We start from the raw sequence: 11,682 nt of genomic DNA, 5'->3' as shown, positions 1-11,682 counted from the left end.
CGCATTCCATCTAATGACAACTGCACAGGCCCGGCGGGTTATGATAAGTTGGCGTATTATTATCAGCATGATTTTATGCGTTGGTTAGAAAAGAAAAAGGAACAACAAAATGACTATATATGAAATATTAATCTCTATCATCGTTGGTTTGATTGGTGCTATCCCTCTGTTTAAGTTAGGTGGGAAAGTTGGCGCTGATATTGGCGGCGGTGGCTTTGCTCTGTTGGTATTGCTGCCTATTATTCAGCTGCCTTTTCTCTATTACATCGCCTTTAAAAAGGCAGGCGACTCAGTAAAGAAAGAGATGGTGATCTCTGAAGAGGATAAGCAAAAAAATGCACAGGCTTGGAAAAGCTAAAACATGCCCCGCGCTGATCGCCTCAGTTACACTACAAACACCTAGCATTGCGGGGTGTTTTTGTATGTGGAGGAGACGATGAACAAAGCAGCCAATCAAGAAGAGAACTTTGATATGTTCGGGTTTGAGGGCGTATCACTGGCCGATATCGACAAACTGCTGGATGATGAAGAAAGCAAAGTGCGTTGGCCTGAGATGATGTTAACCATCTTTGAATCACTGAAAGATGAATGCAGCAAGCTGGGGCTAGATGAAATAGTTGCACTGGTGCTGCTTGCGCGCTTGTGCAAAGATACAGGCGGTTTGCAATATTACTTCCCTAAAGGTGAGCAGCTTGAGCATCAGTTACGATGCATGTATATTTGGCGTGAATTTAACGGGCAGAACGTGCCTGAGTTAGCGATCAAGTACAACTTATCCACTCAAAACATCTACGCGGCCATCCGTAGAATGCGCAACCTAGAAGTGAGGAAGCGTCAGCACCAACTGTTCTAATGTTGAGCAACTGTCGTTAATTCATAAACTCACCCCACAAAAAGCACAATCAATTCAACAAATGTCTGAACGGGTTGTGCTTTTATGTTTACCGAATTCCCCTTTTCTACCGCTGGCTACTCGCCTGAATTTTGCCATGCTGTGCTGTTCGTGCTGACTGCTGAAGGCGGTTTGCGTGATGATGGCGGCTACGTTAACGACCCAACAGACAAGGGCGGCGAAACGAAATACGGCATCAGCAAGCGCGCTTTCCCTAATGTCGATATCAAATCACTCACCATGGATGACGCGGTGAAGATTTACCACGACAACTACTGGAAGCCTGCGTTCTGTGATGAATGGGCAGGCCCTGTCGCGCTGCTAACGTTTGATAGTGCAGTACAACACGGCGTGAAGCCTGCCATTAAAATGCTGCAAGAGTGCGCCGGAGTGGCTGACGATGGCCTAGTGGGCAAAAACACTCGCGCCGCCGTTCACGCTTGTGATGTGGAATACCTCGCCGCCCGTTACGTTCTGCGCCGCTCTCTATATTACGCACGCATCATCAAGAACAATCCAAGCCAAGTGCGCTTTATTGAAGGCTGGCATAACCGCCTAGTGCATTTGCTGAATGCGGCATGGGAATGCCAGTAATGAAGCGCCAAAAGAACTCAGAGTTCGCTTATGCCAAGGGGCGCGAAATGCGCCTTGCGGCTGAGTTGCAGCGTTATCAATTAACAGGCTCTGCGGCAATGGGTCCTCTGGAGCGCAAATTTTTCTTCTCACACGATGCCACGCTACAAAGCTTTTTCAATAAAGGCTGGAGCAGCGTCACCGCGTGTGAGGTTCGATTGCACCTAGGCATTGATAAGCCTGAATCCGGTGCTGACCTACTTTCACAAATTCGGAGATTCAGAGAATGCCTATCGCAATCCCAGCGCTAGCGGCGCTCGCCCTTGAAGTGGGGCCTTCGGTCATCCGTGGTATTTCAAGCTTGTTCGGCGGCAATGACACCGCCAGTAAAGTGGCCGATGCAGTAGAAGCCGTTGATGGCGCATTGGGCATGAACAAAGGGCAAAAGCAAATCGCCTTAACCCGTGAGCTGCAAAGCTTTCCGCCAGAAGCCTTGGTGGATCTGGAACGCATCAAGGTGGAGATGGAGCGAGAAATCACCCGCCGCCAAGAGCTTGCGCTGCAGGACAAGCAAGCCGAACACCACGAAACGCAAGAAACAATTCGCGCAGGCGACAAAGCTGAAGACCCATACATTCGCAAAACTCGCCCACTGATGGCGCGCCAATCTCTCTGGGCTACGGTTCTTTACTGCTTTGTTTTTGAGTTTCTAAAAGCGAAAGGCATGGGAACAGGGGCAGACCCCTATATCGCGGGTTTGCTTTCGGCACCTGCGTGGACTTACTTAGGCTTGCGTACTTTGGATGGTTTCGCACCTTATCCCAAAGGCAGCGGCCACAAAGCCACCTCCGCCGTGGTGGATGCCATTAAGGGGCGTCAATGAGCGATCTGTTTGATAAAGCCCAAGAGCGTGATCAGGAATTCCTTGCCTTAGCCTTAAGCAACCATCACGCAGCACGGCGCAATATGATTCAAGAGCAGCCAGATGAAGATGAAGAAGGCAATCGCTACTGCCTCAGCTGTGGTAGCGAAATACCCAAAAGAAGAATAGAAGCTCAGCCTGAGGCTGTGCGGTGCGTCAGTTGTCAGTCTAGAAAGGAGCCACATTGATGGATTTATTTGTGAAGTATTTCTCTATCGCGTGGACGGTCTTTTCATCCCTCGTCATGGTTGGCTTGGTTCTGCTTTCCAAAACCTATGCCAAGCGTGAAGACCTAGCGAAAGTGGAAAAGAAAGTGGATGACTTAAAAGCGCATGTAGACAACCTCCCGACTCAGCAGCAAGTCACAGAGTTGCTGGTTGAGCTAGCCAATACACGGGGTGAGATGAGAGAGCTAAAAGCAAAGATTCAGCCTGTCGAGCATCTTGCCCACCTCCTTTTAGAACAACGTTTAAAAGATGATAAGTAGAGGTTTACATGTCATTTAAAGAGCTTTTAACCGAAGACCAGCGACTGGTTATTTTGCGCTCTCTGCATGAGATGCATGGCTATGAAGCAAACGAGTCGATCATTGATTCGTGTCTTGATGCTTACGGCCACAAAATCAGCCGCGATGTAGTTCGCACCCATTTGTTTTGGTTGCAAGAGCAAGGCCTAGTGTCACTGCGTGATGTGGGCGATTGCCAAATTGCGCGCCTCACTGGCCGTGGTGAAGACGTGGCAACGGGTCAAGCCGTTGTGCCAGGTGTTAAACGCCCACGGGCATAGGAGCAAGGCGTATGCAAGTTGCCAGTAACCGCAAAAGCAAAGTTGAACTGCTGCCGGAAGATATCCGCAATACGCTGAATGTCTTTATCCGCAGCGGCAACATGACGCAAAAAGACATTCTAGAAGCGGTCAATCAAATGATTGATGACGCAGGCTTGGGAGATGATGCCAAGCTAAGCCGCACAGGGTTTAACCGCTATGCCAAGCGCATGGAAGATATGGGCCAACGCTTGCGCCAGTCTCGTGAAGTCGCGGAAGTGTGGGTTTCTAAGCTTGGTGAAGCACCAACCAGTGATGTCGGTAAGCTGCTGCAAGAGTTCGTGCGCACTATGGCGTTTGATACCTCCATGAAAATGATGGAGCAATCTGATGGTGAAGATGGCGAAGTGATCTCACCCAAGGCGCTCGGCCAGTTAGCCTTGGTGGTGCAGCGCATCGAAACCGCCGCCATGACCAGTATGAAGCGCGAGAAAGAGATTCGCGCCGCGTTCGCTGCTGAAGCCGCAGAGGCCGCTGAGAAGATTGTTAAGCAAGCGGGCATTTCGGCGGATACCGCCACCGATATCAAAAACCAAATCTTGGGGATCGCGTAAATGAACTATGAATTCCGCGAACAAGATGTGCTGCTGCCTTACCAGAAGCGATGGATTGCTGATGAATCTCCGCTAAAGATTGCGGAGAAAAGCCGCCGGACGGGTATTACTTGGGCGGAAGCGGCCGATGCTGCGCTCACGGCTTCTAAGTCAAAGGCCGCAGGTGGCACTCACCATTTCTATGTGGGTTCCAACAAAGAGATGGCGCGCGAATTCATTGATGCGGTAGCGATGTGGGCCAAGGCGTTTAACTATGCGGCGCAAGATGTTCAGGAAGAAGTCTTTCTCGATGACGATGGCAACAAAGAAATCTTAACCTTTGTGGTCTATTTCGCTTCTGGCTTTAAGGTGCAAGCGTTATCCAGCAACCCTTCTAACCTGCGGGGTATGCAGGGCTGCGTAACCATTGACGAAGCCGCATTCCATGAACGGCTTGCAGAAGTGCTCAAGGCCGCGTTGGCTTTAACCATGTGGGGCGCAAAGGTGCGCCTTATCTCTACCCATAACGGGGTGGACAACCTATTTAACCAGCTCATTCAAGACAGCCGCGCAGGCAAGAAGCGTTACTCGATCCATACCATCACGTTGGATGATGCCTGCCGCGATGGTCTGTATAAGCGTATCTGTCAGGTCAAAGGCAAAACATGGACGCAAGAAGCCGAAGACCAATGGAAGCGTGACCTACTGCGTGACACCGCCACCGAAGAAGATGCGCTGGAAGAATACTACTGTGTGCCGAAGAACGGCGGCGGCGCATACATTAGCCGTGGTCTTCGTGAGCGTGCGGCCTCTTTGGCTGATGCGCCCGTAATCAGCTTTACTGGCAGCGCAGCATTCAACAATGCAGGCGAAGCCGAGCGCATGCGTACTATGCAAGAGTGGCTAGTGGAGAACGTTGGCCCACAACTGCAAGCCTTGCCTAAAGGGTTGCGCCATGCACTCGGTGAAGACTTTGCCCGTAACGGTGACTTAACGTCGTTTGCTCCGATTACCGTCGAGACAGATACCAAGCGAACGGTTCCGTTCCTAGTCGAGCTTAAGAACGTGCCATTCAAGCAGCAAGAGCAAGCGCTGTACTACATCTGCGATCGCCTGCCTCGCCGCGACGGCATCAAGCTCGATGCGCGTGGTAACGGCCAATACCTTGCCGAGCAGGCCCGATACCGTTATGGCGCGGAAGTTGAAGAGGTCATACTCTCTGTCGCCTACTACCGTGAGAACATGCCGAAGTTCAAAGCCGCTTTCGAAGATGACGAAATAAAGCTGCCTAAGCATGAGGATGTGATCACCGACCTTGGGCAAATCAAAATCTATCGTGGTGTGCCTGGCATCGATGACAGCCGAACCAAAGGCAGCGATGGTAACAAGCGCCACGGTGATAGCGCGGTGGCTATCTTCCTTGCTTATCTCGCTTCTAAAGCCGACATCACCCGTTACGAACTGCACACCATCAAAGCGAATGCCGATGAAACACAGCGCCGCTTCTTTGGTACAGCAGAAGAAAACAACCGATTTGACGACATGCCGCACGCCAGTGATCTGCGCGGCAAAGGAATTCGACTATGAGTATTCAATTTCTCGACGCTCGCGGCCAGCCACTCAAAGCCGACAAAACCGTACTCGCCGAAGACATTGCCCGTGCTTACACCACGGGCGTGCGCAACCCACGCCCTGCCAGTGTGGCCTCAACCATTACGCCGCAGCGCCTTGCAGGCTTGCTGCGTAGCGTAATTGATGGCACAGACCCAGAAGCGTACATGACGCTCGCGGAAGAAATGGAAGAGCGAGACCTGCACTACGCAGCGCAGTTGCGCACCCGTAAGCTCGCCGTGGCAGCGATTGAGCCAAGCGTGGAAGCCTACAGCGATGAAGCCAATGATGTGCTGATGGCAGAGCGCGTGCGCGAAATCATGACCGACGACATGATCCCTGAGCTGCTGTTTGATTTGCTCGATGGTTTAGGCAAGGGCCTTGCCGTAGTGCAAGTGCTGTGGGATACCAAGAAAACCCCGTGGAAGCCGAGCGATTATAAGTGGGTTGACCCTCGTTACCTGCGCCAAGACCAAGAAACCCTAGAGCAGATCTTGCTGATTAGTGATGATGCCCCAACGGGCGCGCCGCTAGAGCCTTATAAGTTCATCGTGCATACGCCGCGATCTAAGTCTGGCAGCGTGTGGCGCAATGGCCTAGCGCGCTTAGTGGCAGTGATGTACATGCTCAAATCGTTCACCGTGCGCGATTGGTGGGCGTTTGCCGAAGTGTTCGGCATTCCGGTTCGGGTCGGTAAGTATGGCGCGAACGCTAGTGAGGGCGATATCAGCACGCTGATTAATGCCATTGGCCGCATCGCCAGTGATGCGGGTGCGGTGATCCCAGAGTCAATGAAGATTGACTTGCTAGAAACGGCCAAAGGCAATGGCGGCGACACGCTATTTGAAAACATGGCGCGTTGGTGTGATGAACAGATTTCAAAAGCCGTACTCGGCCAAACCATGACCGCCGACAATGGCAGCTCTCAATCGCAAGCAAACGTTCACAACGAAGTGCGGATTGATATTGCCAAGTGGGATGCGCGCCAACTCGAATCTTGCATCAATGAATTCTTGGTTAAGCCTTACATCATCCTCAACTGGGGTGTGCAAGAGCATTACCCGAAAGTGCGCATCAAAATCCCAGAGCCGGAAGATCTCAAAGTTCTGGTCGATAGCTTAACGCCACTGATCGACCGTGGCCTACGCGTGAGCGCTTCATCCGTGCGTGATAAGTTCGGCCTGAGTGAGCCAGAGAACGAAGAAGAAGTGCTGGTGCCTATGGCGCAAGCTTCCATGCAATCTCTAGAGGTTGGCCTAAACCATTCGCAAGGTATTGCGATCAACCGCATCAGCCAAAGCGTAGACGCGGAGGTTGATGCGATGACCGATGAAGCCGTTAGCGAATGGGTGGAAACTGGCGAAGAGTTTATGAACCCGATCTTAAAGCTCGCCAAAGACTCGGCCAGTTATGATGCGTTCTTGGCTGGCCTGCCTGCCTTGCAAGCGGAACTCAGCGAGGGTGAGTTTGTTGAACAGATGGCGAAGCTGATGTTTCAGGCTCGCGGTTTAGGAGATGCGCGCGATGCCTAAAAACATTGTGCCCAAAGAGTCGCTGGAATGGTTCAAGCGCAAAGGAATTAAGCCAAGCTTTGACTACCGTGACGTGTGGAAAGAGGAACACGCAAACGCTTTCACCGTAGCCAAAATGCTCAATGCCGATTTGCTGGTTGAGGTGAAGCAGTTGGTTGAGCAGGCCATTGCCGAAGGTCAAACCTTTGAGCAGTTTCGTGATCTGCTCAAGCCGCTACTGGTGAAGTCTGGGTGGTGGGGCGTACAAGTGATGGATGACCCACTCACCCAAGAATCAAAGCTTGTTCAATTGGGCAGTGAAGGCCGTTTAAAAACCATTTACCGCACCAACATGCGCACCGCTCGCGCCGCAGGCCAGTGGGAACGCATCGAAAAAACCAAGCGCGCCATGCCCTATTTGCTCTATCAGTTGGGGCCATCGCGTGAGCATCGGCTTGATCATGTGCGTTTGAATGGTGTTCTGCTGCCAGTGGGTGATCCGTTTTGGGCGCAGTTTATGCCGCCCAACGGCTGGGGCTGTAAGTGCTGGGTTCGGCAAGTATCAAAGCGGGAAGCTGAAAACCTGATCGCTGAAGGCAAGGTGAAAACCTCCGCGCCTGATACGCAAAACAAGCGATGGGTAAACAAACGCACCGGAGAAGTGGAAGTATTGCCCGAAGGCATTGAGCCTGGTTGGAACTACAACCCAGGTAAGAAACGAGAGCAAGCGCTGAGTGATGATTTGCAAGCCAAAGAGACGCGCTTGAATGAAACCTTAAAACAGTAAGAGGAACGATCATGGCTACCACAGCAGTGAAAATAGTCTCCAGTGAATACCGCCAAATCAACGTAGGGTTGAAAGGCGTATTTGTGAATCGCGGAGCAGTTAACGGGCAAATGCTGGTTGCAGAAACGCAGCCAGCAGTAACCACCGAAGGCGACCCAATGCTAGCGCAAAAGCGTTATGTGTATGAGCTAACAGGCAGTGATCTGGTTTGGGCTAAAACCAACAGTGGTGAAACCACGGTAGGAGTAACGCCTGCATGATCTATGAAGCCCCCTTAACTTCAGGTTCAGACGCGCATCGACATAAGAGCGAAGTGTTGTTTGACTTTTCCGCATCACCTTTGGTGTTCACGCAGGGGGTGACATACAACTTGATTGACCGCATCAAAGCCGCAGCGCCGATATTCGGCAGCTTGCTGCCGTTCTTTGATACAGCAGCCAATCTGCTGCGCAGTTTTAACGATGACGCCAGCTTGCACTTTAAAGCAAACTTTATCGGTAGCTTTCCAGGCTCTGCGGCAACCCGTTCATTGGAGCTGGATTTTTTAGGCACTGAAGGCAACCGACTGGTGCAGAACCGGAGCTTAGAAGTGGATGAGGATGTGATGACGTTCTCGACTTTCTTCAGTGTCGATAAAAACGGAAACATTGCGACCAATGGCACGGCCATACAAATTCGCGCTAATGGCCGCGACTTTACTTGCACTAAGCTGTTGTTGATCGCAGAGCAAGAAACCTACTCAACGGAGATACTAGGGGGTGGTGCGTGATTTATGAAGAAAGTGGATGCGAGCCAGTCACCTATGTTGAATCAAGTGCATTGCGTTGTGAGCGTCTTTCTCTACCTGCTTCTGAGCTTTACTACCCAAGGTTTGATGGTTTAACGCAATACGCTTTGTTGAGTTCGCCTTTGGTTGTTCCAGCAGGTGTTGATTTTGAATTGGAAGTGGCGGTGAGTGGATTAAATCCATCGGCTTACCAATCCATTTTCTCTGGTTCAACGATTGATAACTTCTTTCGGTCTTTGTCCAATGGCGATGGCATCCAAGTTTATGCGGGTAGTTATGTTGTGACATGGTCAACATCAGGCTTTAATCCATCAGCGCGTCACGTTTATCTACTCAAGCGTGTTGGTGCCACAATATCAATATTGGTTGATGGCGAGGTTAAGGCTACTCGTTCAGGTTCGACTCAAGCTGTTGAAGTTGATCGCTTAATGCGTTCTTGGACTACCTCCTCTTACACTACTGGGTTGCTAGAGTCATTCAAGCTCTCTATCGCAGGCGTGCTATCCAATGCAATCATGTTTAATCAACGCAATCAGAATGTTCAGCAGGCTTCTGTGGGTGGCGTGAATGCAGCGATCATTAACCATACTGAAGCAATGTGGGAGTTAAGTTAATGCGTCAGCTCTATGTTTATTTGCCTATGTCATGCATTGGCTTGGTAATGGATGAGCAGTTTAAAGATGCCGTCGATATGGACAATGGCTATAAGCTTGGTGTGCTATCTAGCAAGCAATTGGAGGACCTTAAAAATTCGGCGGAGCTTTTTGGATACCGTGTCGTGGAAAAGAACCAAGAAGAAATCTTGGCGGATATGCAGAACCAGGTGAATGATATTTTTCTATGTGAATATGATCTCGCGGTAAGGATTCATGCCAACTTAGTTGGTGATTTTATGTAACGCTCTCTAACGCGACAGAAAGCCAAAAGGCATGCAAAGGTATCAATAAAAAAGTTTAAATCAATCTGGCGCGATTTAAACATGGTTTAAACTAGGTTCGGCGTTGTGTTTTTGGTTGGCTTTTGCGTTTCGCTTGCCAACCTGTTTTTTTGCGGTAATCTTAACCACGCTTTTCTCCCCTCCCAAAACGTATCCCAACCCTATCAATTTGAGCAACTGCCGTTATTTCGGCTCGGTTGTCGCATTGGCGCATTCTTACTCCACCAAAACAAGTTCATATCAACCGACCACCAAGGAGGTTGTTATGTAGTGCTTATGAACCGGAGTAATCAATGGCTAATTGTCTTACTGCCCTTTGTTTCAACATGGCAAATGTGGATGCCGCCACCGCAGGTGTTTGGCTTCCGCTTATTCCGGCCGGAACATTTCAAGGGATTGATGGACGCACTTGGAACAACTCCAACCCTAACGCCATTATCCAGCGCTTCACTAAAAAGCGCCCATTCGATGTAGAACATTCAACCCATATCAAAGCGCCAAACGGTGAGCCTGCACCCGCTTACGGCTGGATCACGTCACTGGAAAATCGCAACGGCGAGATTTGGGGGTTTGTGGAATTGAATGCCGAAGGCCGAGAAATGATTGAGGAGAGAAGTACGCCTTCTATTCCCCAGCGTTTGGTTACGATAAGGAAACAGGTGTTATCTACAGCATCGAAAGTTCAGGTTTTACCAACAATCCCAACCTAAATGTACCCGCCCTCAACCGACAAGAGGAAAACGAAATGAAGCTACCACAGCTTATTCTCGCTGCGCTTGGCTTGGCCGAAACCGCAACCGAGCAAGACGCGGTAATCGCAATCAACTCTCTGAAGTCAGAGAAAGACATTGCGCTTAACCGTGCATCAAACATTGATCTCAATGTGGCCGTGCCTAAAGAAACCTATCAGCTAGCACTTAACCGCGCTGAAACTGCTGAAGCGGCATTAAAGGCCATTCAGGAATCTGAAATTGATGCGCTGGTAGAAGATGCGATCAAGGCTGGCAAAGTTGCCCCTGCGAACAAAGAAATGTTCCTCAGCATGTGTCGTGCGGAAGGTGGCATTGAGCAGTTCAAGAAGTTTGTTGAAACCGCGCCAGCGATTGCAACCAACTCAAAAGTGACCACCACGCAAACTTCTGTACAAGCCGACGAACTTGACCCAGAAGAGATCGCGCTGTGTCGCAAAATGGGAGTGACTCAAGAAGAGTACCTCAAGTCTAAGCAATCTCTGGCTAAGGGAGCGTAATCATGGCTTTAAGTGAAGCTCAAGTAATCGAAGCGCTATTTGCTTCAATGAATGCATCCTTCGTGCGTGGCGTGGATGCAGCAAAACCGCAATGGAATATGGTAGCAACCGAAGTGCCATCGTCTGGTGCATCTAACCTCTATGGCTGGCTTAAAGATTTGCCAGAGATTAAAGAGTGGGTCGGTGATCGTCAGTTGGCGGATATTGGCAAACATGGCTATCAAATCCTCAACAAAACGTTTGAAAGCTCTATCTCAGTCAAGCGTGAAGACGTGGAAGACGACCAGATCGGCCAATACTCCATCATCGCTCAGCGCTTTGGTGATCAGGCGGCTATGTTCCCAGACAAGCTAGCATATCCGCTGCTAGTCGCTGGCTTTGCAACCCTGTGCTATGACGGTCAAAACTTCTTTGACACTGACCACCCATTGGACACCACGCCAGCAACTACCTTCTCGAACGTGGTCGGTGATCCGTCAACGGATACGGGGTCGCCTTGGTTCCTACTCGATACATCACAAGTCCTAAAGCCTGTGATCTATCAGAACCGCCGCCCATTCGTGTTTAAGAACATGAACCCGAATGAAGAATACACCTGGTTCAACAACAAGCTGGTTGCGGGTGTTGATGGCCGTTGCAACGTGGGGTTCTCTTTCCCTCAATTGGCGATTGGTTCTAAAGCGGCGCTGACCGAAGCCAACTATGAAGCAGCAATTCAGTTGATGGGTGCGATGAAACGCGCTGACGGTACGCCTCTGGGTGTTCGTCCTACCACACTGGTGGTTGGCTATCAGAACCGTGCGGCAGCGAAGAAGCTCATTGACCGCATGCTGATTGAAGGCGGCGACTCTAACCCGTACTACAAAGATGTAGAAATCGTAGTGAGTCCTTTCATCGCATAACGGCGATAACGAGCTGGCGGTGTTCATTCACCGCCACGTTTAAACCCTGTTTAAAAGGAGTTCACTGTGAGTGAAACAGCCAAAACCCGCAGCCGAAAAAGTGCAACAAAGCCCGCTGTCGAAGGAAGTGATCAGCAAACAGTGGCAGAGAAT

At 50.4% G+C, this 11,682-nt stretch carries 17 protein-coding genes and 2 pseudogenes; all 19 read left to right on the top strand.

Annotation, left to right across the window (positions count from 1 at the left end):
- Window positions 1-123 (top strand): annotated as a pseudogene (locus tag T411_RS1000000121595) (gp16 family protein); the annotation flags it as partial.
- The gene (locus T411_RS0114915; RefSeq protein WP_000158209.1) at window positions 110-358 is read left to right on the top strand and encodes a hypothetical protein; all 249 of its coding nucleotides are present in this window, start codon (window positions 110-112) and stop codon (window positions 356-358) included. The pseudogene T411_RS1000000121595 and the gene T411_RS0114915, both read left to right, overlap by 14 nt.
- A gap of 78 nt (window positions 359-436) precedes the next feature.
- Entirely contained in the window at window positions 437-853 is a 417-nt protein-coding gene (locus T411_RS0114910; protein WP_001029054.1) for a Mor transcription activator family protein, read from the top strand.
- A gap of 84 nt (window positions 854-937) precedes the next feature.
- Window positions 938-1,486 carry a glycoside hydrolase family 108 protein gene (locus T411_RS0114905; RefSeq protein WP_000493681.1) on the top strand — a complete coding sequence of 183 codons (549 nt, stop codon included), beginning with the start codon at window positions 938-940 and terminating at the stop codon, window positions 1,484-1,486.
- Window positions 1,486-1,776, top strand: a complete 291-nt coding sequence (locus T411_RS0114900) for a hypothetical protein (RefSeq protein ID WP_000828643.1) — start codon at window positions 1,486-1,488, stop codon at window positions 1,774-1,776. The genes T411_RS0114905 and T411_RS0114900 overlap by 1 nt, the downstream gene beginning before the upstream one ends.
- Complete coding sequence (locus T411_RS0114895) at window positions 1,752-2,348, top strand: hypothetical protein (RefSeq protein WP_001121000.1); 597 nt, start codon at window positions 1,752-1,754, stop codon at window positions 2,346-2,348. The genes T411_RS0114900 and T411_RS0114895 overlap by 25 nt, the downstream gene beginning before the upstream one ends.
- Window positions 2,345-2,575 (top strand): TraR/DksA C4-type zinc finger protein, encoded by a 231-nt coding sequence (locus T411_RS0114890; protein WP_001281318.1) that lies wholly within the window; start codon window positions 2,345-2,347, stop codon window positions 2,573-2,575. Before T411_RS0114895 ends, T411_RS0114890 begins: the two co-directional genes overlap by 4 nt.
- On the top strand, window positions 2,575-2,874 hold the full coding sequence (locus tag T411_RS0114885) for a DUF2730 family protein (protein ID WP_000362982.1): 300 nt from the start codon (window positions 2,575-2,577) through the stop codon (window positions 2,872-2,874). The genes T411_RS0114890 and T411_RS0114885 overlap by 1 nt, the downstream gene beginning before the upstream one ends.
- An 8-nt stretch (window positions 2,875-2,882) precedes the next feature.
- Entirely contained in the window at window positions 2,883-3,173 is a 291-nt protein-coding gene (locus tag T411_RS0114880; RefSeq protein WP_000008606.1) for a VpaChn25_0724 family phage protein, read from the top strand.
- Between the two features lie 11 nt (window positions 3,174-3,184).
- Window positions 3,185-3,766, top strand: coding sequence for a DUF3486 family protein (locus T411_RS0114875; RefSeq protein WP_001195536.1), 582 nt, complete (start codon window positions 3,185-3,187; stop codon window positions 3,764-3,766).
- Window positions 3,767-5,332 (top strand): terminase family protein, encoded by a 1,566-nt coding sequence (locus T411_RS0114870; protein WP_001105346.1) that lies wholly within the window; start codon window positions 3,767-3,769, stop codon window positions 5,330-5,332. It abuts the gene before it with no gap.
- Window positions 5,329-6,888: a DUF935 domain-containing protein gene (locus T411_RS0114865; RefSeq protein ID WP_000027036.1), complete on the top strand. Its 1,560-nt coding sequence runs from the start codon at window positions 5,329-5,331 to the stop codon at window positions 6,886-6,888. Before T411_RS0114870 ends, T411_RS0114865 begins: the two co-directional genes overlap by 4 nt.
- Complete coding sequence (locus T411_RS0114860) at window positions 6,881-7,654, top strand: phage head morphogenesis protein (RefSeq protein ID WP_001125593.1); 774 nt, start codon at window positions 6,881-6,883, stop codon at window positions 7,652-7,654. The genes T411_RS0114865 and T411_RS0114860 overlap by 8 nt, the downstream gene beginning before the upstream one ends.
- A gap of 11 nt (window positions 7,655-7,665) precedes the next feature.
- Window positions 7,666-7,914: a hypothetical protein gene (locus T411_RS0114855; RefSeq protein ID WP_000246045.1), complete on the top strand. Its 249-nt coding sequence runs from the start codon at window positions 7,666-7,668 to the stop codon at window positions 7,912-7,914.
- Entirely contained in the window at window positions 7,911-8,423 is a 513-nt protein-coding gene (locus T411_RS0114850; RefSeq protein WP_000638752.1) for a tail needle knob protein, read from the top strand. Before T411_RS0114855 ends, T411_RS0114850 begins: the two co-directional genes overlap by 4 nt.
- On the top strand, window positions 8,420-9,055 hold the full coding sequence (locus tag T411_RS0114845) for a hypothetical protein (RefSeq protein ID WP_000638761.1): 636 nt from the start codon (window positions 8,420-8,422) through the stop codon (window positions 9,053-9,055). The genes T411_RS0114850 and T411_RS0114845 overlap by 4 nt, the downstream gene beginning before the upstream one ends.
- On the top strand, window positions 9,055-9,339 hold the full coding sequence (locus T411_RS0114840) for a hypothetical protein (RefSeq protein WP_001249578.1): 285 nt from the start codon (window positions 9,055-9,057) through the stop codon (window positions 9,337-9,339). Before T411_RS0114845 ends, T411_RS0114840 begins: the two co-directional genes overlap by 1 nt.
- Window positions 9,340-9,671: 332 nt before the next feature.
- Window positions 9,672-10,627: pseudogene (locus T411_RS1000000121225) on the top strand (phage protease).
- A 2-nt stretch (window positions 10,628-10,629) separates the two neighbouring features.
- Window positions 10,630-11,529, top strand: coding sequence for a Mu-like prophage major head subunit gpT family protein (locus T411_RS0114825; protein ID WP_001218332.1), 900 nt, complete (start codon window positions 10,630-10,632; stop codon window positions 11,527-11,529).
- The last annotated feature ends 153 nt before the right edge of the window (window positions 11,530-11,682 follow it).

Origin of the sequence: Vibrio cholerae ATCC 14035 (assembly GCF_000621645.1) — a bacterium.
Taxonomy (GTDB): Bacteria; Pseudomonadota; Gammaproteobacteria; order Enterobacterales; family Vibrionaceae; genus Vibrio; species Vibrio cholerae.
Note: the sequence above shows the minus strand (reverse complement) of the source record. Positions and strands in the feature narration are given on the sequence as shown.

Bases quoted from the DNA above. Each gene is read 5' to 3' on its own strand.
- T411_RS0114880 (WP_000008606.1), top strand. From the start codon at position 2,883: ATGTCATTTAAAGAGCTTTTAACCGAAGACCAGCGACTGGTTATTTTG.
- T411_RS0114840 (WP_001249578.1), top strand. From the start codon at position 9,055: ATGCGTCAGCTCTATGTTTATTTGCCTATGTCATGCATTGGCTTGGTA.
- T411_RS0114895 (WP_001121000.1), top strand. From the start codon at position 1,752: ATGCCTATCGCAATCCCAGCGCTAGCGGCGCTCGCCCTTGAAGTGGGG.
- T411_RS0114900 (WP_000828643.1), top strand. From the start codon at position 1,486: ATGAAGCGCCAAAAGAACTCAGAGTTCGCTTATGCCAAGGGGCGCGAA.
- T411_RS0114905 (WP_000493681.1), top strand. From the start codon at position 938: ATGTTTACCGAATTCCCCTTTTCTACCGCTGGCTACTCGCCTGAATTT.
- T411_RS0114825 (WP_001218332.1), top strand. From the start codon at position 10,630: ATGGCTTTAAGTGAAGCTCAAGTAATCGAAGCGCTATTTGCTTCAATG.
- T411_RS0114860 (WP_001125593.1), top strand. From the start codon at position 6,881: ATGCCTAAAAACATTGTGCCCAAAGAGTCGCTGGAATGGTTCAAGCGC.
- T411_RS0114850 (WP_000638752.1), top strand. From the start codon at position 7,911: ATGATCTATGAAGCCCCCTTAACTTCAGGTTCAGACGCGCATCGACAT.
- T411_RS0114890 (WP_001281318.1), top strand. From the start codon at position 2,345: ATGAGCGATCTGTTTGATAAAGCCCAAGAGCGTGATCAGGAATTCCTT.
- T411_RS0114865 (WP_000027036.1), top strand. From the start codon at position 5,329: ATGAGTATTCAATTTCTCGACGCTCGCGGCCAGCCACTCAAAGCCGAC.
- T411_RS0114875 (WP_001195536.1), top strand. From the start codon at position 3,185: ATGCAAGTTGCCAGTAACCGCAAAAGCAAAGTTGAACTGCTGCCGGAA.
- T411_RS0114870 (WP_001105346.1), top strand. From the start codon at position 3,767: ATGAACTATGAATTCCGCGAACAAGATGTGCTGCTGCCTTACCAGAAG.
- T411_RS0114885 (WP_000362982.1), top strand. From the start codon at position 2,575: ATGGATTTATTTGTGAAGTATTTCTCTATCGCGTGGACGGTCTTTTCA.
- T411_RS0114915 (WP_000158209.1), top strand. From the start codon at position 110: ATGACTATATATGAAATATTAATCTCTATCATCGTTGGTTTGATTGGT.
- T411_RS0114910 (WP_001029054.1), top strand. From the start codon at position 437: ATGAACAAAGCAGCCAATCAAGAAGAGAACTTTGATATGTTCGGGTTT.
- T411_RS0114855 (WP_000246045.1), top strand. From the start codon at position 7,666: ATGGCTACCACAGCAGTGAAAATAGTCTCCAGTGAATACCGCCAAATC.